The sequence below is a fragment of the Kaistella flava (ex Peng et al. 2021) genome, from assembly GCF_015191005.1.
Taxonomy (GTDB): Bacteria; Bacteroidota; Bacteroidia; order Flavobacteriales; family Weeksellaceae; genus Kaistella; species Kaistella flava.
In genome coordinates, this window is the sequence record NZ_CP040442.1 from 2038740 (window position 1) to 2064825 (window position 26086).

Consider the following 26086-nt stretch of genomic DNA (forward strand, 5'->3'; position numbering starts at 1 on the left):
TCCTAAGTCATAAACTTAGTGAATTTATTTTAAAACTCCGCAGTATTAGGCGTTCTTGGGAAAGGAATTACATCTCTGATGTTGGTCATTCCTGTTACAAAAAGCACCAGTCTTTCTAAACCAAGTCCGAAACCAGCATGTGGCACAGAACCGAATTTTCGAGTATCCATATACCACCAAAGCTCTTCTTCATCAACATTCATGTCTTTCATCTTGGCTTTCAAAACGTCGAATTTATCTTCTCTCTGAGAACCTCCTATGATTTCACCAATTCCTGGGAATAATACATCCATTGCAGCAACCGTTTTTCCATCTTCATTCAATTTCATGTAGAATGCTTTGATCTCTTTTGGATAATCAAAAAGAACAACCGGACATTCAAAATGTTTTTCTACTAAGAAACGCTCGTGCTCACTTTGTAAATCTGCGCCCCACTCATCAATAGGAAACTGGAATTTACCTTTTTTATTTTCTTTAGAATTTCTAAGAATCTCAATCGCTTCTGTATAAGAAACACGTTTAAATCTTTTCTGAAGTACATTTTGTAATTTCTCTAACAAACCTTCCGAAGCTCTGTCTTTCTCAGGTTTTTGTTTTTGTTCATCTGCAAATCTTTTGTCTAAAAATTCCAGATCATCTTTGCAATTTTCTAAAACATAATTGATGACGTATTTTAAGAAATCTTCAGCAAGATCGATATTGTCTTCTAAATTATTAAAAGCTACCTCAGGTTCTACCATCCAGAATTCTGCAAGGTGACGCGTTGTATTAGAATTCTCCGCACGGAAAGTCGGACCAAAAGTGTAAACTCTTCCCAATCCCATCATTGCAGTTTCCACGTTCAACTGTCCAGAAACTGTTAAATTCGTTTTCTTACCAAAGAAGTCTTGTGTATAATCAATCGCTCCATTTTCATCACGTGGAATTTCATTCAGATCAAAGTTGGTTACTCCAAACATTTCCCCAGCTCCTTCTGCATCAGCACCGGTAATAATCGGTGTGTTCATATAGAAAAACTGATTCTGATTAAAGAACTGATGAATCGCAAAACTCACCGAACTTCTCACTCTAAAAACAGCGCTAAATAAGTTCGTACGGAAACGCAAATGCGCTTGCTCACGAAGAATTTCTAAGGAATGTTTCTTCGGCTGAAGGATTGTTTTATCTCTTTCTTCTGTAAAGTTATCTCCTAAAATGATAATCTTCTTAGCGATGATTTCGATGTTTTGTCCAGCTCCCTGGCTTTCTACAACTTCACCTACAATCTTCAATGACGCAGCGTTGCTGATATTTTTAAGAATATTCTCATCAAATTGTTCAAAGTCAACAACAACCTGTAAATTGTTGATGGTCGAACCGTCGTTCAAAGCGATAAATCGGTTAGAGCGAAATGCTCTTACCCAACCTTGTACGGTGATGTCATGATGAATTAGTTTTTTATAATCTCCTAATAATTCTTTAATGGTCGTTCTCATTGGTAAGTATTCAATTTTTTGTTGGTTCTACGAAAAAGCTAAAGTTCGTAAAAACAGATAATCTATTAATGCAAACTTACTAAAAAATTGGCGTAAAATTTGCTCTTAGGTAGAAATTATCACAAAAAAAACGCTTGTTAAAAAGCGTTTAAAATTCATTTACTTGGATACTGGATTTCTTTATCAATCTCGATTGGGTTGTTATATTTCTTATTAAATTTTGTCTTTTAGCACTTACTTCCAGTGATTGAAATCTTCACATTTCCATTTCCGTCTTTCGATAGGAAATTCAGAATAAATTAGGTGAAAATAGTTTAAATTCATTGTTCGAGGATATCTTATCTGCAATATACAAACAAGGTTTATTTTGGGATCCCAGTTGCGACCCGACTTGAGTGGAGCTCTTTTTATGGAACGCAGTGGAATAAAAAAGCGGGAATCCTTCGACAAGCTCAGGATAAATTCAGGCGGATGAAGTCGCCCAAAAAATAAAGAAAAACTTACTCGTCTTTCTTAGAAGGAATCAAGAAAACGTCCATCAAACCTTCAGGTAAAGCCATTTTAATAAACTTCTCCTCACGGTTTAATTCCAGAATCCAATCTCTGATAATCGGAATAACGATATGTTTTTCAGCCAAGGTAAGCACGAAATAATGCTGGCCGGTTTGGTCGTTAATCGTTTCAATAATTCCACAAGATTTACCATCTTCTTCGCGGATTTCGAAACCTACAACTTCGTGGTAATAGAATTTATTTCCAGTCAGTTTTGGCAAGCCGGTAAGCGGCAGGTAAACATCTTTACCAACAACCTGATCCACCAAGGCTTCAGTAGAATTTTTGAAAGAAACAATCAGCGTTTCGCCTTTGCTCCAAGATTGTTTGGCAATGAAAAAAGGCACCAATAATCCATTGATATCAACAAATACGGTATCCAATTTAGAGTACATTTCAGGTTGATCAGTATCCAGTTTCAAGAATACATTTCCGTGTAATCCGTGTCTACGAGTAATTTTCCCTAAAAAATAGCAATCTTCTTTTTTCATGATGCAAATATAAATGGTTTTAAAATAATAGAGACGTCAAAAATGACGCCTCCATAATTCTTCAAGTAAGAAATTTTATTAAGCCTGAGTTTCTTCAGTTCCTTCTGCTTCTGCAGTTGGTTCTTCAGTAACTTCTGGAGCTGCTTCTTCTACAACTGGTGCATTAGCTGCTTCTTCAGCTGCTTTTGCTTCAGCGATTTTAGCTGCTTCTTCAGCTTTCGCGTCATCAACTAATTTCTGTGCAGCGTCTAATCTATCTTGGTTTACTTTTACTTCAGCTTCTAAAGCTGCTTTTTTAGCATCTTGTTTAGATTTAACCAAACCTTCTTTTTTACCAACAACTTGTTGCTCTTTCGCTTCTAACCAAGCAGCAAATTTGCTATCAGCAGTCGCTTGATCGAAAGCACCTTTAGCTACACCACCTTGTAAGTGTCTTTTGTAAAGAACTCCTTTGTAAGAAAGAATCGCACGAGCTGTATCAGTTGGTTGCGCTCCGTTACCTAACCATTTTACTGCAGCATCAACGTTAAGTTCGATAACCGCTGGGTTAGTGATAGGATTGTAAGTACCAATTTTTTCGATGAATTTACCATCTCTACTTGCTCTTGCATCGGCAACTACGATGTGGTAGAAAGGTTTTCCTTTTTTACCGTGTCTTTGTAATCTAATTTTTACTGACATAAATGTTTGATTTTGTGGGAACTCGTCCCGATTAATTATAAGGGTGCAAAGATAATCAAATTTTCCGATCAACAATTCTAAGAACTGATTATTTGTACTCGAATTCCTATTTTTTTTAAGCCGGGAACCTGCTTTTCGCTATATCTTTTATTCCACTAAAGCTCCATAAAAGGATGCCGCTGCAATCAGGGCTAGAAATTCAGCTTCTAATTAACATTAGGTTTTAAACACTAATGGCACCAATGATTTCACCAATTTCTCTAATAAGAAATTCACCATTAAGATTTAATGAAGGAATTAAGATCATTAAGATTTCCTTCGCAAATTTTTGTGCGCAACACTTGATGAACTTTTTTGCTCAAAGTCTTTCACTTCAACTAATGTGATTTATTTGACAAAAAACTTTGTGACTTTGTGGTTTAAAAAAACCAAGAATTTTCACCATTAAGAAATTAAGAATAATTATGATTTCTATAAAAAAATACGAAACTTGATGTTTGCTTTACAATTTATACATTAAGAAAAATCAATAGATTTTTACATTAAGAAATTTAAGATTTTTATTCGGAAATTAATATCCGCAAACCTTGATGAACTTTGTACTTAACTAAATATTTACATAACTCATATTAGAAAAGACTTTGTGACTTTGTGGTTTAAAAAACTCTGCCATTCGGTGTTTTATTGAAAGAATACCATGATCAAAGCCAACACAAATCCGATTCCAGCGTAGATCATTCCACGACGAAACGCTTTCGATTTAAAGTTGAACATCCAGAAAGAAGAAATCACAAAGAAGAAAAGTGTCAATCCGAAAACCGTATTCAAAGAAGCATAACGATGAGTAGAAGTTGATTTATGCAACTGATTGAATTTCTCTAAGACAAAAGGCAATTGCATTTTGGCATATTTCGCTTCACCTGTTTTCGCATTATAAGTTCCTTGCTCAAAAGTTTTCAAATCACCGTCTCCTGGCTTAAACTCAACATTTTTCATTTTGATTTCTTTCGCCAGTTCCTTTTCCGTCATATTGGGTTTCAATACGATTTCGGTTTTATTTTCTTTCTTGAGGAAATTGGTATCGCGGTAAATCAATAATACTCCACTGATGGAATAAACTGCCATAATTCCCGCGGCGAAATAACCTAAATAACGGTGCGTGATTCGCATGAATGACTTGGTGTCTTTAATTGCTGCCATAGTTTTCTGTTTTTGTATTTTGTTTTTTTATTTATAATAACAGAAGTGGAAACCGAAATCTCCACTACTATTACTTTAAAATTAAGATGATATGAAAAGTGTTTTTATTACAATTTATAAGTTAAGGTCATGTAGAAGTTTCTCGGTGTAATTGGATTTACAGAGTAATTCTCGTGAACATTATAATTTACGGTGTCAAATAAATTTCCGACTTTTCCTTGAACAGAGAATTTACTCCATTCATAACCAACTGACGCATTTACGGTAACATAATCTTTCACTCCAAAAGTTCTGGAAACACCGTTTCTTGAAATTTCGGTAGATTTTGAATCGTTCCATCCTGCTAATCTGTCGCCGATGTAATAAACTCCAGCACCTACTTTCAAACCATTTACATGGTTAGTGAATTTATAGAAAACAGAAGCATTTGCAGTTGTTGCAGGAGTTCTAACCAATCTTTGTTTTTCAACATATCCATCTTCAGGAGTTTCCAAATAAACTGAATTGTTATAAGAAACACCACCAATAATTGAAAGATTTTTCGTTGGGTTCCCTGTAATATCCAGTTCAACACCACGGCTTCTCATTTTCCCCGCGAATTCTTTTAAATTTGAATCTGGAGTAATAACAGCACCGGCTGCATTTTGGTACCAATAACTTTGATAAGTATTATTATTATCAATTTGATATACCGATAAGTTTAGCGCTATAGCATTGTTCCAAATATTTTTCTTTACACCAACTTCATACTGATCAACATTTGTTGGTTTAATACCTTGTCTTGAAAGATTCTGTACGCGAGCTAATACTTCGGCAGGTGTTCCAGTTGTATTCAAAGATCCTAATTCAGAAGAAGTTTCTCCGGCATTCGATACAAATGAATTGGTATAAGTTGCGAAGACTGATAAATTATCGTTTGGCATATAGACAAAACCTACTTTCGGTGAAAGTGCTTGATCAGAATTAGCCGTATTATCTGTTAATTTTTTAACACCTGTTCCAAAATTGGTATTGATGGTCGGCATGTTTTCAATATAAGACCAACGTAAACCTGCAATTACTTTAAACTCTTTCGTTAGACTAATAAAATCCTGAGCAAAAGCACCAATTCTTCTGGTATTAATTCTGTTTCTGTTATTTAATGTTGATGATGGCATTGCAATACTTCCCCATGTTGAAGAATCGTCTAAAAACAAAACATTGTTGGTAGCTCCAAGAGTATAAGTATAAGAATCTGCCTGGCTGTAATCAGCATCAGCACCAAATAATAATTTGTGGTTTATTTTTCCAGTATTGATTTCGCCATTAATATTTACCTGAGCTGAACCATAATTTTGCTCATTATAAGTTTTGTTAAATGGTCTTGTCCAAGATAAACGAGTCGCTGCTGGTGTTGCATAACCCCATTGTACTCTTTCAGAAGAGAAATAATCTTTCGTATAATTCTGGTAAGAAGCAACTGCATTTAAAGTCCAGTCCGTGCTTAATTGATGATTGAATGTTACTGTAGTAGAAGCTTGTTCTACATTTTGATATTGCCAGTCTGTTCCAAAAAACACATTTCTTCCAACTGTATCATTAAGCGTGTAACTTAGATCTTTGTTGGTAATCGATCCAATACCAAAATCTGGCGTGAAATCATTTTTCAAATAATCTGCTTCAACAATCAACTGTGATTTTTCGCCTAAATTAAATATGAATGACGGATTGAAATAATATTTTGAAGAAGAAACTACATCTCTAAAACTGTCAGCAGTTTCGTAAGCTCCATTTACTCGAAAAGCTACATTTTTAGATAATGGACCGTAAAAATCAACGGTTGGTTTGTAAGAATTCCAGCTTCCTGCGCTAAATCCAACACTTCCACCATAATCAAATCTTGGCTTTTTGGTTATCATATTGATAATTCCACCAGCAGCAGTATTTCCATAAAGCATTGCATTGGCTCCTTTTAGAACCTCAACTCTTTCTAAACCAGAAACCTCAGGAAAAACACCACTGTTAACTCTGGCTCCGTTTTTAAAGATATTATCATTTCCAAGAGCAAAACCTCTACCTCCAAAACTGTCTTGAGAATTTCCTCTGGAAGAAGTTATATAAAGACCATTTACATTTTGAAGAACATCGCTTAACTGTTTCGCTTGTTGCTGCTCAATAATTTCGTGAGTCACAATCGCAATCGGCTGCGGATTTTCCATTATCGTCAGATCAGACTTCGCCGACAATAATCTGGCCTTGTTGGGATTTCCAGTTTTATGAAGATTGATATCTTCTATTTGCTGAATTTTAAGGGTATCACTTATCGGCTCATACTTCATCTGCGCATTTACTGACGCAGCAATTACTAAGACTCCAAGTGAAATAATCTGTTTTTTCATAAGACGTTTTTATTTAGACTGAATTAAAATAACGCTGCAAAAGTAAAAAACGGTTTACTATTAGACAAGACTATTTGTAATTATTCTAAATAAAGACTCAAACAAATGTTTAAATCACTGAAAATGAGTAAAATTAAAGGGAAATGATTTTTGTCATGTTCTTCTCATCAGCAGAAAACCTGCAAGAATAAAGATAATATTGATCACGAAATACATCAATCCATTTGGTGCAGTTGCCGTTCCGAAAAGCACTACTAGATTTCCTAAGACTGCAATAACGGTGATGATTTTCTTAAAAAATGAATTTCGGGCGAAAACTTTCTTTTTAAATAATTGAAATAAACCCACAAACAAAGCACCATTAACCAGATAAATAAAAATAATAGGAATAGCAGAAAGATCAAAGTTCGTCTCAGTAAAATAAGGATGCGTATTGTTTATATAGTAAACGAATAAATAAAAGACAATAATCAAGGTTCCGAAAACTGCACTGTTTACCGGCATTTTCAATTTCTCATTCACCTTACTTAAGTTCAGAAATTTCTTTGACTTTTCTAAATTAGAAAACTGATACGGAACCCGAATCGTTGCTAACAATAATCCATTCGAAGTTCCTAAAACAGAAATGATAATAAAAAGCTGCATCAATATCGCTCCAGAATTTGAAGCTGCTTTCCTCGCAAATTCTGTGATGTAAGAATCTTTCAATTGAATGATTTCATCACCACTCATTCGGAAAACGATTCCTAAATAATAAGCGATATAAATAACCATCACCGAAATCGTTCCTATAATTAAAGCTTTCGGCAGGTTTTTACTCGAGTTTTTAATCTCACCCGAAATCTGGGTCGCAATATACCAACCATCAAAAGCAAATGAAATCGGAATAAAACTCGCCGCTACCAAAAGGATAAAGGATTGATTTTGAAAACCACTCCCAATCTGCGTAAATGTATTCACTTCACTTACTTCTCCTTTAAATAAACTTAGAATTCCTAAAGAGGCAATAAATATTAAAGGCAAAACTTTCAGCACCGTTGTCATCTGCTGAAAAATCCCACTACTTTTCGGACGGAAAATATTAATGAAAAAGAAGATTACTAAATTAACAAAACCGATCAGCGCATAGTGTAAAGGCGTCGGCACAAAGCTCATAAACTCAGCCAATAAATGTGCAATATAGATTCCTGAGACCGTGAATAGAACGGCGGTGAGCGAAGGATAAAACAAACTCATATACATCCAGCCCACAAAATAACTTGCGGTTTCGCCAAATCTATAATTAACGTAATTAAGAATTCCACCATCTTTCGGCAACAGTTCTGCATAGTTCGCCATCGAAATTCCGGCGAATACAACACTGATTCCCACGATCAAAAACCCTAAAAGTCCGGCTAAAACATTTCCTTGAGTGGACAATAAAACATCGTCAACTTTGAAGAAAATTCCGGACCCAATTACTTGTCCAATAACCATTGAAATGGCGGTAAACAGTCCGTATTTAGCTTCTAATTTTTGGTCGTTGCTCATCTTTAAAAATATTTGAACACAAAGAAAGTAAAAGCTTTTTAGATATTAAATTAAAAAGGAAAATACATCAGTTAAAGAAGAGAAAATTTTGCCACGAATGCACGAATTTCTTTGAGAATCTAATGTTCTGTTTTAAGTAGTTTTAGAAATTTCATTCAAGTCTTTTGATTCTTTTTTAATTTAAAGAAATAAACCAAAGTCATTTAAACGATTAATTCGTGCATTCGTGGCATTGAAAATAAAAAAGAACGGACAAAAGTCCGTTCTCGTAAATATTGTAAATCTAATTTATATTCTTAATCCTGCAGTTCCAACCAACGCATTTCTAAGTTCTGAAGTTTCTCTCCAATGGTTTCTAAACTGGCGGAAAAGTCAGCAATTTTACCGTAATCAGTTTCGTTATTCAATTTCGCTAAAATCTCAGCTCTCTGTTTTTCCAACTTCGGCATTTCTTTATCGATGTCTTTCAATTCCTGCTGTTCTTTGAAAGATAATTTTTTAACAGCAACTGCGGGCGTTGATGATTGTTTAACAGTTTCCACTTTTTTAGAAGTTTCAACAACTGGTGCGGAAACTTTTTTATTTTGCTCCTGCGATTTCTTTTCGCGGTATTCTGAAAAGTTACCCACGAAATCTTTAATCACTCCATCACCTTCAAAAGCTAAAACGTGATCAACAATACGATCCATAAAATATCTATCGTGAGAAACGATAATCAAACTTCCCTGGAATTGTAAAAGGAAATTTTCTAAAACCGTCAAAGTTGGTAAATCCAAATCATTGGTCGGCTCATCGAAAATTAAGAAGTTCGGATTCTGATACAAAACATGCATCAAATGCAAACGACGTTTTTCACCACCCGACAGTTTCGAAATCGGCGAATATTGCGTCTGATCATCAAATAAGAACAAACGTAAAAACTGTGACGCAGAAATCGTTCTGCCATTTGCCAATGGGAAGTTTTCTGAAATATCTTTAATAAAATCAATCACTCGCTGATCTTCTTTATACTTTAATCCTTTTTGGGCGAAATAACCGAATTTAATCGTTTCTCCAGTTTCAATTGAACCGGAATCATAAGGTTCGTAACCTTGAATAATATTTAAAAGCGTCGATTTTCCAGCACCGTTTTTTCCAACAATTCCAACTTTTTCACCACGTTGAAATTGGTAAGAGAAATCTTTTAACAATAATTTATCACCGAAACTTTTGCTGATATTATGCAGTTCTAAAATCTTTGATCCAAGACGTTTCATCTCAAAATCAAGTTCCAGTTTCTCTTTTCTCGTATCTGTTTTGGCAACTTTTTCAGTTTCGTAAAAATCATCCTGTCGTGATTTGGACTTCGTAGTTCTTGCTTTCGGTTGACGACGCATCCACTCCAATTCCTTGCGATAAAGGTTTTGCGCTTTGTCAATCGTAGAATTCATATTGTCCTCACGTATGATTTTATTCTCCAAATATGTTCCATAACTTCCGTTGTGGAAGTACAAATTGAAATCCTCAATCTCCCAAATAATATCACAAACTGCATCCAGGAAATATCTGTCGTGAGTTACGAGAAGTAAAGTTACCATCGCTTTTGACAAATAATTCTCCAGCCATTCCACCATATCAACATCCAGGTGATTGGTCGGCTCATCCATAATCAACAAGGTATGACGGTGTTGCGCACGTGTTTCTACCAAAAGTTTCGCCAAAGCAACTCTTTTAATTTGACCACCGGAAAGGGTTTTCATTTTCGAAGTTAAGTCTGTAATTTTTAACTGACTCAAAATCTGACTCATCTCATTTTCCAAATCCCAGGCTTCGTGAATTTCCATTTCATTCAGCGCTTTGTCCATATCATCTGGATTCTCAGAAATCAAAGCATGATGGTAATTTTTCAACGCCATAATCGGTGCCGAATCCAAAGTCATCATGAATTCTTCAACATTCAGTTCTCCTTCGAAATCAATTTCCTGATCAAATAAAACGACTTGAATATCTTTATTAATGGTTACTGTACCAGAATCGGCAATTTCTTTACCCATTAAAATTTTGAGCAAAGTCGATTTACCGGAGCCGTTTTTAGCAACGATGGCAATTTTATCACCTTCATTAATATGGAATGTAATGTCTTTGAAGAGCGTTTTCACTCCATAAGATTTCGTAAGATTTTCAGCTGAAATGTAATTCATTGTATAATTGGACTGTATGATTTTGAAAGGTGCAAAAGTACGGAAATTAAATGAGTCGATTTTAGATAATAGACGAAGTGAAAATAGATAAAAGATCGCCGCTTTTAACAAAGCTTCTCAATAGGTAAAAATCAAATTTTTAATAACATAAATTTAACTTGAATCTATTGAAGTTTAACAATTTCTTGGGACAGTTCTAATGATAATTTTAGAATATTTGCTGAAATTAATTTATGAAAAAAGCATCTTTACTCTTTGTTCTCTTTTTTGGATTCTTAATGAACGCACAAATTATTTCCGGCAAGATTTTATCTAAAGAAGATAAGCAACCAATTCCCTATGCGAAAATTGGAATCGAAAATCAAAACGCCGGAACGATTGCAGACGCAGATGGAAATTTTAAAATCGATTTAACAGACCTTAATCCAAAAACAACTTTACAAATTGAAGTTGGTGGTTTTAAAAAATACGTCACTTCCATCGAACAATTTTTAAAAGAAAAACAACATACGATTTTGCTTACCGAGAAGGTAAAAGACATTCAGGAAGTTGTCATAAATCCTAATAAATATCTTCGGAAGAATTGGGGAATTAATACCAAAACCGAAAAAATACAGATCGGTCACAATCCTTCAAAAAGTGAAGGCGATCTTTCAAAAGAAGTTGCAATGCTTTTTAAGACTAATAAAAAGACGAAAATTGAGAAAATAAATATTAATATTTCCAGCTTTGAAACTGATAAACCTGTGTTTATTAGATTTACTATTTATGATAAAAATCTGAACTCCATTCTAACTGAAGATCTACACGACGAAATTACTTCAGAAAAAATCGTTGATAATACTTATACTTTCGATGTTTCTAAGGATAACATTTGGGTGAATAATGATTTCTATGTTGGCATTCAATTATTGAGTAACTTCGATGGTCGGTTTTATATGAGCGGTGCGTTGATGGGAAATAAAACCATTTACAGAAATTATTTAGGTGATTGGAAAAAGGTTCCGATGGTAAGTCCAGCAATTAATATCGATGTGAAGGTTCAAAAATAATCGAAGCTATAATACTGTTTTATACAGAATACATTAATTTTACAATCAAATAAATTTTAAAAATGAAAAAGATATCATTGCTATTACTGGTGCTTTTTAGCGTCATTACCTTCGGTCAAGGAATGAAATTTGAGGAAAACAAATCCTTTAAAGATCTGCTGGACATCGCGAAGAAAGAAAATAAATTACTATTTCTAGACGCTTATACTACTTGGTGCGGACCTTGTAAAATGATGGCAAAAAACGTTTTCCCACAACCTGCTGTAGGTGAATTTTATAATGCCAATTTCATCAATTCTAAAATTGATATGGAAAAAGGCGAAGGAATCGATTTGGCGAAAAAATATAATGTAAGAGCTTATCCTACTTACCTTTTCATTAATGGCGATGGAGAAATCATTCACCGTGTAACTTCTTATTACGATCCAGAAGATTTTATTAATGTTGGAAAAGATGCTATAGATCCTTCAAAACAAATGGGCGCACTTAAAAAGAAATTTGACGCTGGAGAGAAAGATCCTGAATTTTTGAGAAGCTTTATTAAAGTATATGCTTACACAGATCCTGTTTTAGCCACGAAAGTTGCCAGAACTTATTTCGATGGTAAAAAAGCAGAGCCTTTGTCTCAGGAAGATTTAAATTTTCTTTTTGGATTGACAAAAGACAGTAACTCTCCTCTTTTCCCTGAATTTATTTCACGTAAAGACGAATTAGTGAAACTGATGCCAGAAGAAACTTACAATAAAACTATTACTAATTTTAAACTGAACGGTATATTCAATAATTCTTTTGACCAAACGAGTAAAGTTCTTGATGAGAAAAAATTCATCACAGAAGCTAAAAAAATGATGACTGAAGAGAAAGCCAATGCAATGTTATTAAAAGCAAAAATGAAAATTGCAGCTTCGGCAAAAGACACCGCTGGTTATCAAAAATACGCTTTAGAATATTACAAAGACGGAACATCTCCAGAATTTACTTCTGATGAATTGAATACCGTTTCGTGGAACTTTTTTGAAGGAACGAATGATAAAGTAGCTTTAGGGAAAGCCTTACTTTGGGCAAAACAATCGGTAAAACTTGCTGCAAGTTATGCCAATACAGATACGGTTGCGAATATTTATTTCAAATTAGGAGATAAAGCAAACACCAAAGAATGGGCAACGAAAGCAATTGAATTGGCAAAGAAAGAAGGTGAAGATTACGCAGAAACTCAGGCGATATTGGACAAGAGTAAATAAACCATTTCTCATTTATATAGAAGAGGATGCCCAAAAGCATCCTTTTTTTGTTAATCCAAAGTCAGTCTTTTCAACGACCAGAGATTTCCGTTAAATACGTTTAAATCTACTTTTGAATTAATTCCATAAACGATTCCGTTTTCGGTGAACTGCCAGATTTTCCAGTCGCTGTCCGGCGAAGGTTGCGGAACATCATTATAATTCGCTAACCAAATCGGATAATCATCAAACTCACCTTTTAGAAAATCTTTGTGGTAATGATAGTAAGTGTAAATAATGGGTTTTACGCCGTAAGCTTCTTCTACGATACGACACCATATTTTCAAATCTTCAATTAATTTCTTAGTTGATTTTCTTCTGGGAATTTTTTCAATATCTAAAATCGGCGGCAAATCGCCGGATTCTAATTTTACGTTTGCCAGGAAATTATTGGCTTGCATCACGGGATCTTCATCGGCTCTGTAAAAATGATAGGCACCACGAATCAAGTCATGCTTTTTTGAAAGTGTCCAGAATTCATCAAAATGTTTGTCTGAAGATTTATTTCCCATCGTCGCTCTCAGCACTACGAATTTTATTGGAATAGAACGGTTTCCGATACTTAAACTATCCCAGGTAATATCTTCTTTTCTTTGGTAATGAGAAATATCCATTCCAAAAGTTTTATCGGCGTAATCACCAATAATTCTATTGATTCTATTTTCTTCGGCTTCAGAATTCGATAGTTTTTTATGTTCGAATTTATTGAAATACATGGCGTAGTAAAAGGAAATTTTCTGCTTTAAATAAAATCCAGTTCCCACTAAAGTCAATGCTAAAAACAACAATAGAATTTCTCGTCGCAGAAGAAAATGTCTCTTGCGCTTTTTGTGAATTTTTCGGGTTGTTTTTCTTTTAACTTTTCTCTTCGCCATGGGTTTGCAAAAATAGATTTTTTAAGAACAAAAAGCGATGAAAATTTACTCGCAACAATTGGAGAAAACAGACTACTTCAATTCTCATTATAACTAAATAATTATTTAGAAAATTTCATAACTTCCCATCAAATTAAATTCATGAAAAAGATTTTGCAGATTTCGACTTTACTATTAATCACCTTCTTCTACGGACAGCAAGTTTCAGATTACCAATATATTTATATTCCGGAAAAATTTCAAGATCAGGAAGCCAATAAATTTGGCTTAAATGATTTACTGAAGCTCAAATTGAAACAAAAAAAATTTACCATTTTAACCGAAAGTAAAGAAAAATGGCCAGCAGAATTATTGCAAAATCCATGTCAAGTTCTTACGGCTGATTTGTTGAACACAAGTAATATGTTTAAAAACAAAGTTAAAATTGATTTTAAAGATTGTGAAAATAAAACGATTGGCTCGATCGACGGTACCTCATCTATAAAAGAATTTGAACCAGGAATGCGCGAAGCTTTAGAAGTCGCTGCTAAAAAAATTACGATGTCAATGCCAAAAGAAAAGTCAACATCAATTAAAAAAGAAGATTTATCAGTTGTTCCAGAATCTAAAACAGTTCAAATAGTTTCTGTCCTAAAAACAGAAGTTACGGCCGATCAAAAAGCAGAAGTTTACAGCAATGGTTCTTTAACTTTAAATAGAATCTTTCTTACTGATGGAGAATTTATTTTAGTGAATCCGAATAATTCTGTACCGTATGCAACATTTAAACCTTCTACTAAAAAAGAGGTTTATAGAGTTAAGCTTGCTGATGGAGCGGGGACTTTGGGTTATTTGGAAGATGGAAAAATCGTGGTTGAGTTACCAAATTCTGACGGAAGTTTTAGGAAAGAAGTATTTGAAAAAAAATAAGTTGAAAGAAAAAACCATCAAAAATAAGTTGTTTTATATTTGTTTAATTCTACTTTAATAAAAAAACATGAAAAAAATCTATCTATTCTTTTTCTCCTTATTTTATATTGCTAATTTCTCTCAAACTATTGAAGCCGAGATTTACGAAATTAATTATAATACAGGCGTAAATCCTCAGTATTTACAGAAATACAATGACCAGATTATTTTCTGGAGCGGCGATCTTTGGAGTTATAATTTTACGACCAAAAAAAGTACGTTAATTAAAAAGATATTTCCGTACACACCGCAATTTTCGAGCGATGTTCAATTTACTTTATTTAAAAACAAGGTTTATTTTTTGGTCGATGTTTCATCAAAAACACAACTTTGGGCAACCGACGGAACCGAAACTGGAACAAAACAGATTTTTGAATTTCCCGATAATTACGTCACGCAGATCACGGCTGATGAAAGTAAAATTCTCATTACCGAAAGAAATAATATCTATATCTCCGACGGAACTTCTGCTGGAACGAAATTACTCAAACAAATGGATGGGCAGACTTTAGAATCTAAAGCCTTTAAATTTAATTCTCACTTTATTTTTGCCGCAAAAAATGCTAATTACAGCAATGAACTTTGGATCACCAACAGCATTGACGAAACAACTTCAAAAATAAAAATTGAAGGAACAGAAGACCCATTATATATTCACACTACTCTGAAATTTTTCGATTTAAATGGAATGGTGTTGTTTAATGCTCAAAATGCCTCCGGAACTCAAACCGGCTTATGGTCGCTGGATCTTGCGACCAAGAAAGCGAAATTTATTTATACTACCCGAACTTTAACTTCAGGGGAAATTTTAAATAACAAATTAGTGTTCATGGGTAACACCATCGAAAACGGCTCCAATATTTTCGTTACCGATGGAACTCCTGAAAACACCAAAGTACTTAGTTCGACCATGCATTTCGCATCGTCAAGTCAAGATGAACTTGGTTTACAAAAATTAGGAAATTCAATTTACTTTTTCCCGTATAGTCAAGAAAGAAACCGACTTTGGAAAACTGATGGAACAGTGGGTGGAACGGTTCCCACCAGTATTTTAATTCCAAATGATTTTGCTGCAAGTATCCTTAGATATTTTCCGCTGAATCAAATGATTTTAATTGAAAACTCTGGTCACACTACTTTTTATTTGATGGATCAATTTGAAAATTTAAGTCTCTTAGGTGAGAATCGATTAAGCAATTCTATTGAGATTAGTGGGAGCATGATTTTCCCTTATGAGAATCAAAAATATGGAAGGGAACTTTTTCAATATAATATTGAAACGAAACAAGTTTCCATATTTAAAGATACCATGCACGAGCAAGGCAGTAAACCAATAAATGCAGTTGCAACCGCCGACAACAGTTTAATCTTCACAGGATTTGATGGATCCTACAACAATCAATTCTATAAAATAGCAAAAAAAAGCGATCAACCTGAAGCCATTAAAATTAGCAATTCCATCTACCCAAATGTACCTGAAGGAGAATTGTTTAGAGTTGGCAACTACTATTATATTACCCCAAATTCATACTCTTCACAAATCGTTAAATCCAATGGCACAGAAGCAGGAACGAAAAAAATGACTCTTCCAGTCAATACACAAGTTGATCAGTACACTACATTTGGGAATCTAAATGATGAATCTCTCATTGCCACGATTTATTACAGTGGCGGAAACGGTGGAATGATGCGGATTATGAAAAATGATATCAACAGTGAAACTTTAGAATTGATTAAGGAAGTACCTGGCAGTTCATCATCTCAAACAAAATCTATCTTCTATAACGGCTCCCTTTATTTCACTATTTCTAAGAATAATAAATACGAAATATGGAAAACAGATGGAACAACGGATGGAACTATGATTGCGCTAAATATTACAGATGAAGAATATTACAGCAATGTCCCAAGATTATTAGGTGTATTTGATAATCAATTCCTAATCGCTAAGAACTATAGATTATACAAGTACAACAGCAGCACCCAAGCGGTTACTGAAATTCCTTTTCCAGTTAATGATTGGGGAATACGTCAATGGAATGTTTCTCAAAACATGATCGAAATTGAAGGAAAATTATATTTAATGTCCCAAAACGGATACGGAACAATTTACAAATTCGATAATTTACAAACTCCTCCCACCGAAATTATGAGCAGTAATAATATGGGCGTTTTTGCGAATTTCAAAAAATGTGGCTCAACGCTCTATTTTGGAACGAGTAATTATGATGGTAAAAGTAACAACTTGTGGAGCATTAACATCAATGATAATTCTTACAAAGAAATCATTGCAAACTCTTCCACTTCTGCCGTTTCTAATTTAACGTGCATTAATAATTATTTATATTTCACTAAGGAAAACAGCAGTAAAATTTGGCGAACAAACGGAACTGCAGAGAGCACCATCACATTACCAGTCACCGTAGTAAACGAAGAACAAATTGTAGATACTGATCAGATTTTAAAGTTAATCAATTTAGAAAACACTTTATATTTTGTCGCAAAAACAAAAACTTCTGGGGAAGAATTATATTCTGTAACCACCGAATTACCGATTTATCTTAACACAGGAAATGTAAAATCAGACGCTCAGAAATTGAAGCTGATTCTATATCCGAATCCAGCTTCTGACTTTATTAAAATTAAAGAAACTGGCGATTTAAAAGTTGAAACGTATACAATTTTTGATTTTTCGGGAAGACTTATTTCTTCTGGAAGATATACCAGTGAAAATCAAATCATCGATGTTCAGCAATTAAATGCAGGAAATTACCTCATTCAAATTACGGCTAAAAACGGAACTCAATTTTCACAACAGTTTATTAAAAAATAAGTACTTCTATCAAAAATGAAATTAGTTAATATTTGTTGTAAAATCATTTACAACAAATATTTTTATATAGTTAATTCCGATGGAAGTTTTAGAACAAAAGTTTTTCTAAAAAATAAAGTTTAGTTTGGATTAAAATATTCCCAAATAATTTTCCCTTTCGATTTCCCTAAGATTTCTTCTAAGGTTTCTAAATTCGATTCTCTCACCCGCTTCACTGATTTCAGTTTTTGAAGCAAGAGTTCAATCGTCTTTTCTCCAACGCCAGGAATCCCGTCGAGTTCAGATATGATGGTAGAATTGGTTCTGCGTGCTCGGTGATGTTTCACGCCAAAACGGTGCGATTCATCCCTAACTCTTTGCAGGATTTTCAGGGTTTCAGATTTCTTATCTAAATATAACGGAATAGAATCTTCGGGGAAATAAATTTCTTCTAAGCGTTTTGCAATTCCGATGATGGTAATTTTTCCATACAAACCGAGCAACTTTAAACTTTTAACCGCAGAAGACAATTGGCCTTTTCCACCATCAATTAAAATCAATTGTGGCAAAGGTTCAGCTTCTTCTAAAACTCTTTTGTAACGACGGTAAATCACTTCTTCCATGGTTTTATAATCATCAGGACCAACAACTGTTTTCGGATGAAAAATTCGGTAATCTGCTTTACTGGGTTTACCATCTTTAAAAACAACGCAAGCGGAAACGGGATTTGTTCCCTGAATATTCGAGTTGTCAAAACCTTCAATATGTCTCGGTTCCGTCGGCATTCGAAGCAATTTCTGCATTTCTGCCATAATTCGATTGGTATGTCTTTCGGGATCAACGATTTGTACTTGCTTCAATTTTTCAACGCGATATTCTTTCGCATTTTTTTCAGAGAGTTCAATGATTCTTTTCTTGTCACCCATTTTAGGAACAATCAATTTCACATTCGGAATTTCTAAGGTTAAATGAAACGGAATTAATATTTCTTTTGAATTAGAATCAAACTTCTGGCGAATTTCAATCATGGCTTCTTCCAAAATATCTTCATCAGATTCTTCCAGAATTTTCTTTATTTCTGTCGTAAAACTTTGGATAATATTTCCGTTCTGAATTTTGAAATAATTAATATAAGCCGCAGTTTCATCACTCGTCATTCCGAAAACATCGACATCATCAATATTAGGATTTACGACGGTATGTTTATGTTGATAATCTTCGAGCAAGTCGATTCTTTCCTTTACAGCTTGTGCATTTTCGAACTCTAAATTCTCAGCAAAAGCCATCATTTGATTCGTCAAATATTCTTTGGCAGTCCGGAAATCTCCTTTCACAATTCCCCGAATCGCTTCAATTTTCCGATCATAACTTTCTTTCATTTCCAGCATTTCGCACGGACCTTCGCAGTTTTTAATGTGATATTCCAAACACACTTTGTATTTTCCTTCTGCAATTTTCTTCGGAGAAAGATTCAGATTACAAGTTCGAATTTTATAAAGATGTTTAATAGTATCGAGCAAAACCTTAGCAGGACGAACTTTCGCATAAGGACCAAAATATTCGGAACCGTCTTTAATTTTAGTTCTTGTTAAAAAAACTCTTGGGAAATCTTCATTTTTAATGCAAATCCAAGGATAGGTTTTGTCATCCTTCAGCATCACATTATAAAAAGGCTGATGTTCTTTAATCAAATTATTTTCCAACAAAAGGGCGTCGTATTCACTATTTACAACGGTAGTTTCGAGGCGGAAAATTTTGGCAACCATAATTCGGGTTCGATAACCCGCCTGGTTTTTATTGAAATAAGAAAGAACTCTTTTCTTTAAATTCTTCGCTTTACCAACGTATAATAAGTTTCCGTTTTTTTCATAATATCGGTAAACTCCGGGATCAGATGGTAAAGTTTTTAATTGAAGTTCGAGATCAGCATTCATGATACAAAAATAAGGATTTGCTTTGTAAAAAAGAACAGCTGAAAAACAAAATCAGTCTGTCGAAAAACGACAGACTGATTTTTATAATTAAGAAATATTAAAGATTTTCAACCACAAAGTCACAAAAGTTTAATTCATGAAAAGTTTAAAAACATACTTCCCAAAGAACACAAAATATTATAGATCTAAAGATTTCCACCTTCGTGAACATCAATTTTTAAAATTTTGAAGTATCCTTTTGTGAACTTTTCAGAAGTATAATTTCACACTAAAAGAAACTAAAACTTATGTTACTTATGTGTTTAAAAGAAATTAATCCATTAAAACTTTATGCCTTTGTGGTTTATAAATTCTATTAAACTTTTACGTTTTCAGGGATTTCAATACCAATAATTTTATTCTTAAAATCTGCTAGTTGAAGTTCAACCGTTTTCAAATTATTTTTGAAAAAAGAAGTTTCTGCAAATAACGTTTCATAATAATTAATACCTTCAATCAAATTATTTCTAAAGGTTTTCCATTTTTTAGTTTGAGCATTGGTGAAACTTTCAGAGAATTCTTCAATTTCGTTTTTCAGATATTCTACGTACATTTTCAACTCATTCACGAAAATATTCGGACGGTCGTTTTGATGCATTACATTTTCGTTTCCGTAAATATGTTTCACCATATTGGCAAGCGAAACTTCTTCGTCAAAATACGCCAAGTTAGGACCTGGACAAACTACTACTCCTTGTTTCTCACCTTTAATTGGAATTTCACTTTCGAGATAAGAAGAGTTGACCAATCCGACACAAAGGCAAGATTTTTCGGTGATTTTCGTTTTTCTTTTATCGTATTCTTTCAAAGTAATTTCATCTTTCACTACTTCCAAATCTTTCAGTTTAACTGTTTGATATTTTCTGGAAGCGGTACAGATTCCTTCTGGTGAGAATTCTTTACTTAAAGCCAAGTACTTTTTCGGGCAAGAACTTCCGGCTTTTTCTTTATTAATTTTTTCCTGTTTGAAAAACTCATTCGTACTTCCTTTAACAGTATTAAACGGAATTCCGAGCGGAGAAATATTGCTTAAGTAAAAATCTTGTTCTTTCGATTTTGACAATAATTCACGCGTTTCTTTGTCCACAGAAGTCGCTTCAGGAACCAACAAAAATGGTGAACCCCAACCGATACTATCGACTTTATAATTCTCTAATAAAAACTCATGTTCTTCAGCAGTTCCTACTCCGCCTTGAACGGTGATTTTCATATCTAATGGTTGTGTTGGAACAGGAATTTCCTTTTGTGTTAAAGCATTCACCATCAATTCATGAGCAGAAGCAATAAGGTCGTTTTTCTTTTGTTTGAATTCTTCCATGATTGGACCGAGCAATAAACCATCGGTTGCGAAAGCGTGTCCTCCACAGTTTAAACCTGATTCGACGCGGTATTCAGAAACCCAAAGTCCTTTTTTGGCTAAGAAATTTCCCTGAATCATCGCTGAACGGAAATCACTTACTTTCAAAATAATTTTCTTTTTCAATTCTCCTTTTTCGTTCGGGAAAAAATCTGGAAAAGATTCGAAGTAACTGTACAATCTCGGATTCATTCCGGCAGAAAGCACAATCGAAGAAGATAGTTTACTGTTGGCAAATCCTCGTAAAGAAACGTGAGCGTCATTATACATAACAGGCAATTGTTCGCCTTTAACGAAATTATCTTTGTCCACTTTCGTCATGACATTTACGTCAATACTTCCAGGAGAAAGATTGCTTTCTAAAAACTTCCACACATTTTCGGTGAAGTTTTCTTTTTGTTCTGCTAAGTTTTCTAAACCTTTTTTTAGGTCAGATTTATTCGGAAGCATGTCGATATATTCATTCAATGCTTCTTTGCTTTTACTTAACTCTTGCTTGAAATTTTCAAATTTTATATTCACCACATCATGCACCATATCGAGGTACGCTGTAATTCTTTTGGCGCGGTAATCTTCAATTTTATTAGAAATCTCGGTATAAGAGAAATTATTTCTCTTATGATAAAGACTGTTCATTTTCTCAATAATCTCATCATCGATAATTGAAATTACAGAAGAGATTCCGTATTGCGCAACGCGAATCGGACTGTCTATCGTATAAGCCAATCCCATTACCGGAATGTGAAAATTGTGTGCGGGCTTTTTCTTATTCATATTATTTTAAGGTCTCTTTATTAATTAGGTCAATTTAAATAACTATCAAAATTAGAATTAAATTTTTAATTATGTATAGGATACTATTTATATTCTTCTTCATTTCTCATGATTTTTGTCAGCAAATAAAAAAGCGCTCAACTATTTTCACAGATTCTTAAAAAGGCGTATTTTTAGGCAAATTCTTATCAATGAAAATTTACGGCGTAGATACTTTTACGATCAAAGACATCATGGCGATTTTAAAAGATCCCAATCATGCAAAACTCAATAAAGAAGCAAAACAAAAAATTCTGAAATCTCAGAAAAACGTACAGAAAATAGTAGCCTCCGATAGGACGGTTTATGGAATCAATACCGGTTTCGGTCCACTTTGTGACGTGAAAATTTCAGAAGCAGAAACTGCTTTACTTCAGCATAATTTAATTATTTCTCACGCCGTTGGTGTTGGAAAACCAATTGCTAAAGATTATTCAAGAGTGATGATCATTGCAAAAGTTCATGCTTTATCAAAAGGGTTTTCTGGTGTTTCTCTGGAAGTAATTGAGCGATTAATTTTAATGCTGGAAAAAGACATTATTCCAGTGGTGCCGGAACAAGGTTCTGTAGGTGCGTCTGGCGATTTGGCTCCGTTGGCTCATTTGGTTTTACCACTTTTAGGTTTAGGAAAAGTTTGGCAAAACAATGAAATCGTAGAAACAGGAAAAGCGTTAAAAAAACATGGTTTAAAACCTTTGCAACTCGGTCCAAAAGAAGGATTAGGTTTAATTAATGGAACCCAGTTTATTTTAGCACATGCTATTTTAGGTTTAAATAAATTCAAATATTTACTCGACTTGGCCGACCTAACTGCGGCGGTAAGTTTAGAAGCATATCGCGGTTCTGCAAGTCCTTTTAAAAAGGAACTTCATGATATTCGCCCATTTGATGGCAGCCGAAAAGTGGCTTCAAGAATGCGAAAGTTTTTGAAAGATTCTGACAATTTAAAAAGTCACGAATTCTGTGATCGAGTTCAAGATCCTTATTCAATGAGATGTGTTCCTCAAGTTCATGGAGCGAGTAGAAATGCTTACGAACATTTAAAAAATTTAGCACAAACTGAATTGAATTCTGTGACTGATAATCCTATTGTTTTAAGTGCTGAAGAATCTATTTCAGGAGGAAATTTCCACGGACAGTTATTGGCGTTACCTTTAGATTACGCGACTTTAGCAGTAGCAGAATTAGGAAATATTTCTGACAGAAGAAGTTATCTTTTACTGGAAGGAAAATATGGTTTACCACGATTATTAACTGAAAGTTCAGGTTTAAATTCCGGATTTATGATTCCGCAATATACTTCTGCAGCGTTGGTTACGGAAAATAAAACGTTATGTTTCCCGGCTTCGGCAGATTCTATTCCGACGAGTTTGGGACAGGAAGATCATGTTTCGATGGGAAGTATTTCGGGTAGAAAATTCAATCAGGTTTTAGGAAATTTAGAAAATATTCTTTCTGTAGAATTAATGTTTGGTGCGCAAGGATTAGAATTTAGAAGACCTGCAAAATGTGGTAAATTTGTTGAAAATGCTTATGCTTTAATCCGAACCAAAGTAGCCAAATTAGAGGAAGACCGATTGATTGGTGAAGATATGTTGGCTATAGCAGACTTGATTAGAGAAAGAAAATTTGAGGTAAATTAATTGGATCTAAAAGAGATTGATTAAAGTGGTTTCTGTATTTGTGAAAGTAAACTGATTTTTCGGTGGCAAGAAGAACTGCCTGAAGTTATAGCCCCGATGGCAGCGGCATCCCCGCAAAGCGGGATAAAGCGGACAGCGGGACGGGTTTTATAAGAAGCGTAAGTTTTGTTGCTTCTTATAGAGAATCTATTGCTTCTAAAATATCGTTTTCTCATTTTCTTCCTCAAGATTTATTTATAAAAAAAATTCCATCAAAATTAATTGATGGAATTTTTTTTTATCATTGAAAAATGAATTATTGAAGAATATAACTTAAGCCAACGCTTATAATCTGTTCGGATTTATTTTTCGCGCTATTAGGATCAGCACCTAAATCAGCCTTTAAACCTTTGTAGGTATCGGTTAATCCAAGGTCATATCTTACAGCAAGCTCCAATTGTCGCTTAAAGGAAAACCCTAATCCAAAACTTAAACCAAAATTAAAACTCGCCGCTTTACCATTTATACCGGTTGCAGGATCGCCTTCTACCGTATATCTTAATGGTGCATCGGTCACTTTCTGGTTAATCAAATAACTAAATCTTGGTCCCGCCATAGCAAAAAATTCGGATTCTGCTTCGGAGAAAAACCCTTTAAAATAAATCGGAACACTGATATAGTTATTTGCATAAACTGCATCATAGCCATTCTTTCCTTTTGCCTCCTTATCTTTTCCAGATTCACCTGCACCTAAATATTCAATTTGTGGTTGAATATAAAACTGGTCATTACTATCAATAGGAATTAATGCTAAAAACCCTCCGAAACCAGAATATCTGGCTCCTGATGGACTATGTGCATTAGTTACCCTAGAATAAGTACCACCTGCAGTGATTCCGTATCTCGTACTGCTAAAATCAATCTGCGCCGAAACCAAAACGGTAGCCAAAAGTGCCGAACTTACAATTAATTTTTTCATAGTCATTTGTGTTTTTTGTGTGTTTTATCCTAAAACTTTGGCAACGGTAGCACCAATCTCAGCTGGTGAATCTACTACGTTGATTCCGTTTTCTCTCATAATTGCCATTTTCGCTTGAGCGGTATCTTCATCACCACCAACGATAGCACCTGCGTGACCCATTGTTCTACCTTTAGGAGCAGTTTGTCCTGCGATAAATCCAACAACCGGTTTTTTAGAACCACTTTCTTTGTACCATCTTGCAGCTTCAGCTTCTAAGTTACCACCGATTTCACCAATCATTACAACTGCTTCAGTTTCTGGATCGTTGATGAATAATTCCAACGCTTCTTTTGTAGTTGTCCCAATAATTGGATCACCACCAATACCAATCGCTGTAGAAACACCGTAACCAGCTTTCACAACTTGGTCAGCAGCTTCGTAAGTTAAAGTTCCTGATTTAGAAACGATTCCTACTTTTCCTTTTTTGAAAACGAAACCTGGCATAATACCGATTTTCGCTTCATCAGACGTAATAATTCCTGGACAGTTTGGCCCGATTAATCTGCTATCTTTGTCAGCAAGGTATGCTTTAACTTTCACCATATCTTCAACTGGAATACCTTCTGTAATACAAACGATTACTTTGATTCCTGCTTCAGCAGCTTCCATAATCGCATCAGCAGCAAATGCTGGCGGTACAAAAATGATACTTACATTAGCTCCAGCTTTTTCTACTGCATCTGCAACCGTATTAAATACTGGTTTTCCTAAATGCTCAGAACCTCCTTTTCCTGGAGTAACTCCACCTACTACATTTGTTCCGTATTCAATCATTTGACCTGCGTGGAAAGTTCCTTCATTTCCGGTAAAACCTTGTACGATTACTTTAGAATCTTTGTTTACTAATACTGACATTTTTTATTATTTAAATTTATTATTCGATGTTAATGTTGACAAAATTACTTAATAATATTTGATTTTAAAGGCATTTAAGGCCTTATTTCATATTTTTAAGTTTCACTTCTTTTCTTAAATATTGCTTGAATTCTTCTGCAAGTTGCCCAAAATAAACTCCTTTTTTCAAGTCTCTGTTGGCACCACATTTTGCTAAAAGAACCGTTCCGCTTTCAATGCGAACACCGGAAGCCATTCCTACCTGACCCCAGATAGTCACCTCGTCTTCGATGATGCAACATCCTGCAATTCCAGTTAAGGAAGCAATCAGACATCTTTTTCCGACGATGGTATCATGACCAATTTGGATTTGATTATCTAAAACTGATCCTTCACCAATGATGGTAGAATCTGTAACTCCCCGATCAATCGTACAACCGTTTCCGATTTCTACATTATTTTCGATGATTACATTTCCAACTGAAATTAAACGGTCAAATTTACCGTCCAGTTTTCTGTAATAAAAGGCATCTCCACCCAAAACAGTGTTGGATTGAATGATAACGTTATCGCCAATTACCGTTCGGTCTCCAATAACTACATTAGGATAAATAATACAGTCATTTCCGATTTTCACATTATTACCAATTACTACAGAAGAATGAATTTGCGTTCTGTCTCCCACTTCTAATTCGTGAAGTGTTTCGCCGAAATAGGTAATCTTTGTGAAGTGGGTATTGATTTTATTAAAATCACGGAAAGGATCGTCGGAAACCAACAATGCTTTTCCCGGTGGACAATCAACTTCTTTATCAATCAGAATAATTGTCGCGGCAGAATTGAGTGCTTTGTCGTAATATTTTGGATGATTTACAAAAACGATTTCACCACTTTTAACCATATGAATTTCATTGGTTCCCAGCACAGGAAAATTTTCGTCGCCAATCATTTTAGCTCCAATAATTTCCGAAATGGATTTGAGGGTTTGTGGTTTTGTAAATGTCATCTATAT

18 protein-coding genes are annotated in these 26086 nt (G+C 34.4%); 5 read left to right on the forward strand and 13 right to left on the reverse strand.

Features of this window, described 5'->3' with window-relative positions:
• Window positions 1–29: 29 nt before the first annotated feature.
• From asnS to Q73A0000_RS09290, 7 genes are all read right to left on the reverse strand, one after another.
• Entirely contained in the window at window positions 30–1475 is a 1446-nt protein-coding gene (gene asnS, locus Q73A0000_RS09260; protein WP_193810694.1) for an asparagine--tRNA ligase, read from the reverse strand.
• Between the two features lie 500 nt (window positions 1476–1975).
• Window positions 1976–2518 (reverse strand): ribosome maturation factor RimM, encoded by a 543-nt coding sequence (gene rimM / locus Q73A0000_RS09265; RefSeq protein ID WP_193810695.1) that lies wholly within the window; start codon window positions 2516–2518, stop codon window positions 1976–1978.
• A 78-nt stretch (window positions 2519–2596) separates the two neighbouring features.
• Complete coding sequence (locus tag Q73A0000_RS09270) at window positions 2597–3199, reverse strand: 30S ribosomal protein S16 (RefSeq protein WP_193810696.1); 603 nt, start codon at window positions 3197–3199, stop codon at window positions 2597–2599.
• Window positions 3200–3880: 681 nt separating this feature from the next.
• Window positions 3881–4399 (reverse strand): hypothetical protein, encoded by a 519-nt coding sequence (locus tag Q73A0000_RS09275; RefSeq protein ID WP_193810697.1) that lies wholly within the window; start codon window positions 4397–4399, stop codon window positions 3881–3883.
• Between the two features lie 107 nt (window positions 4400–4506).
• Window positions 4507–6777: a TonB-dependent siderophore receptor gene (locus Q73A0000_RS09280; protein ID WP_193810698.1), complete on the reverse strand. Its 2271-nt coding sequence runs from the start codon at window positions 6775–6777 to the stop codon at window positions 4507–4509.
• Between the two features lie 153 nt (window positions 6778–6930).
• Entirely contained in the window at window positions 6931–8307 is a 1377-nt protein-coding gene (locus Q73A0000_RS09285) for an APC family permease (protein ID WP_193810699.1), read from the reverse strand.
• Between the two features lie 296 nt (window positions 8308–8603).
• Complete coding sequence (locus tag Q73A0000_RS09290; RefSeq protein WP_193810700.1) at window positions 8604–10487, reverse strand: ABC-F family ATP-binding cassette domain-containing protein; 1884 nt, start codon at window positions 10485–10487, stop codon at window positions 8604–8606.
• A gap of 233 nt (window positions 10488–10720) precedes the next feature.
• On the opposite strand from Q73A0000_RS09290, the gene Q73A0000_RS09295 reads away from it, so the two are divergent.
• Together Q73A0000_RS09295 and Q73A0000_RS09300 are read left to right on the forward strand one after the other, a co-directional pair.
• Window positions 10721–11539, forward strand: a complete 819-nt coding sequence (locus tag Q73A0000_RS09295; protein WP_193810701.1) for a carboxypeptidase-like regulatory domain-containing protein — start codon at window positions 10721–10723, stop codon at window positions 11537–11539.
• A gap of 62 nt (window positions 11540–11601) precedes the next feature.
• Complete coding sequence (locus Q73A0000_RS09300; protein WP_193810702.1) at window positions 11602–12780, forward strand: thioredoxin family protein; 1179 nt, start codon at window positions 11602–11604, stop codon at window positions 12778–12780.
• A gap of 50 nt (window positions 12781–12830) precedes the next feature.
• Here Q73A0000_RS09300 and Q73A0000_RS09305 read toward each other — a convergent pair whose 3' ends face one another.
• Window positions 12831–13694 carry a glycoside hydrolase family 25 protein gene (locus Q73A0000_RS09305; RefSeq protein WP_193810703.1) on the reverse strand — a complete coding sequence of 288 codons (864 nt, stop codon included), beginning with the start codon at window positions 13692–13694 and terminating at the stop codon, window positions 12831–12833.
• Window positions 13695–13835: 141 nt separating this feature from the next.
• Between Q73A0000_RS09305 and Q73A0000_RS09310 the strand changes: the two genes are divergently transcribed.
• Window positions 13836–14603 carry a hypothetical protein gene (locus tag Q73A0000_RS09310; RefSeq protein WP_193810704.1) on the forward strand — a complete coding sequence of 256 codons (768 nt, stop codon included), beginning with the start codon at window positions 13836–13838 and terminating at the stop codon, window positions 14601–14603.
• A 67-nt stretch (window positions 14604–14670) separates the two neighbouring features.
• Complete coding sequence (locus tag Q73A0000_RS09315) at window positions 14671–17475, forward strand: T9SS type A sorting domain-containing protein (RefSeq protein ID WP_193810705.1); 2805 nt, start codon at window positions 14671–14673, stop codon at window positions 17473–17475.
• Between the two features lie 119 nt (window positions 17476–17594).
• On the opposite strand, the gene uvrC is transcribed toward Q73A0000_RS09315, so the two are convergent.
• Together uvrC and Q73A0000_RS09325 are read right to left on the reverse strand one after the other, a co-directional pair.
• Window positions 17595–19388 (reverse strand): excinuclease ABC subunit UvrC, encoded by a 1794-nt coding sequence (uvrC, locus tag Q73A0000_RS09320; protein ID WP_193810706.1) that lies wholly within the window; start codon window positions 19386–19388, stop codon window positions 17595–17597.
• Between the two features lie 355 nt (window positions 19389–19743).
• On the reverse strand, window positions 19744–21558 hold the full coding sequence (locus Q73A0000_RS09325; RefSeq protein WP_193810707.1) for a hypothetical protein: 1815 nt from the start codon (window positions 21556–21558) through the stop codon (window positions 19744–19746).
• A 191-nt stretch (window positions 21559–21749) separates the two neighbouring features.
• Between Q73A0000_RS09325 and hutH the strand changes: the two genes are divergently transcribed.
• Window positions 21750–23240 carry a histidine ammonia-lyase gene (gene hutH, locus Q73A0000_RS09330; protein WP_193810708.1) on the forward strand — a complete coding sequence of 497 codons (1491 nt, stop codon included), beginning with the start codon at window positions 21750–21752 and terminating at the stop codon, window positions 23238–23240.
• A gap of 295 nt (window positions 23241–23535) precedes the next feature.
• Here the strand turns inward: hutH and Q73A0000_RS09335 are convergent, their stop codons facing one another.
• From Q73A0000_RS09335 to Q73A0000_RS09345, 3 genes are all read right to left on the reverse strand, one after another.
• Window positions 23536–24198, reverse strand: a complete 663-nt coding sequence (locus Q73A0000_RS09335; protein WP_193810709.1) for a porin family protein — start codon at window positions 24196–24198, stop codon at window positions 23536–23538.
• 24 nt (window positions 24199–24222) lie between these two features.
• Window positions 24223–25095, reverse strand: coding sequence for a succinate--CoA ligase subunit alpha (sucD, locus tag Q73A0000_RS09340; protein ID WP_193810710.1), 873 nt, complete (start codon window positions 25093–25095; stop codon window positions 24223–24225).
• 82 nt (window positions 25096–25177) lie between these two features.
• Window positions 25178–26080, reverse strand: a complete 903-nt coding sequence (locus tag Q73A0000_RS09345) for an LpxD N-terminal domain-containing protein (RefSeq protein WP_193810711.1) — start codon at window positions 26078–26080, stop codon at window positions 25178–25180.
• Window positions 26081–26086 lie beyond the last annotated feature (6 nt).

Coding starts and splice junctions, on each gene's coding strand:
- asnS (WP_193810694.1), bottom strand. CDS start 1,475: ATGAGAACGACCATTAAAGAATTATTAGGAGATTATAAAAAACTAATT.
- rimM (WP_193810695.1), bottom strand. CDS start 2,518: ATGAAAAAAGAAGATTGCTATTTTTTAGGGAAAATTACTCGTAGACAC.
- Q73A0000_RS09270 (WP_193810696.1), bottom strand. CDS start 3,199: ATGTCAGTAAAAATTAGATTACAAAGACACGGTAAAAAAGGAAAACCT.
- Q73A0000_RS09275 (WP_193810697.1), bottom strand. CDS start 4,399: ATGGCAGCAATTAAAGACACCAAGTCATTCATGCGAATCACGCACCGT.
- Q73A0000_RS09280 (WP_193810698.1), bottom strand. CDS start 6,777: ATGAAAAAACAGATTATTTCACTTGGAGTCTTAGTAATTGCTGCGTCA.
- Q73A0000_RS09285 (WP_193810699.1), bottom strand. CDS start 8,307: ATGAGCAACGACCAAAAATTAGAAGCTAAATACGGACTGTTTACCGCC.
- Q73A0000_RS09290 (WP_193810700.1), bottom strand. CDS start 10,487: ATGAATTACATTTCAGCTGAAAATCTTACGAAATCTTATGGAGTGAAA.
- Q73A0000_RS09295 (WP_193810701.1), top strand. CDS start 10,721: ATGAAAAAAGCATCTTTACTCTTTGTTCTCTTTTTTGGATTCTTAATG.
- Q73A0000_RS09300 (WP_193810702.1), top strand. CDS start 11,602: ATGAAAAAGATATCATTGCTATTACTGGTGCTTTTTAGCGTCATTACC.
- Q73A0000_RS09305 (WP_193810703.1), bottom strand. CDS start 13,694: ATGGCGAAGAGAAAAGTTAAAAGAAAAACAACCCGAAAAATTCACAAA.
- Q73A0000_RS09310 (WP_193810704.1), top strand. CDS start 13,836: ATGAAAAAGATTTTGCAGATTTCGACTTTACTATTAATCACCTTCTTC.
- Q73A0000_RS09315 (WP_193810705.1), top strand. CDS start 14,671: ATGAAAAAAATCTATCTATTCTTTTTCTCCTTATTTTATATTGCTAAT.
- uvrC (WP_193810706.1), bottom strand. CDS start 19,388: ATGAATGCTGATCTCGAACTTCAATTAAAAACTTTACCATCTGATCCC.
- Q73A0000_RS09325 (WP_193810707.1), bottom strand. CDS start 21,558: ATGAATAAGAAAAAGCCCGCACACAATTTTCACATTCCGGTAATGGGA.
- hutH (WP_193810708.1), top strand. CDS start 21,750: ATGAAAATTTACGGCGTAGATACTTTTACGATCAAAGACATCATGGCG.
- Q73A0000_RS09335 (WP_193810709.1), bottom strand. CDS start 24,198: ATGAAAAAATTAATTGTAAGTTCGGCACTTTTGGCTACCGTTTTGGTT.
- sucD (WP_193810710.1), bottom strand. CDS start 25,095: ATGTCAGTATTAGTAAACAAAGATTCTAAAGTAATCGTACAAGGTTTT.
- Q73A0000_RS09345 (WP_193810711.1), bottom strand. CDS start 26,080: ATGACATTTACAAAACCACAAACCCTCAAATCCATTTCGGAAATTATT.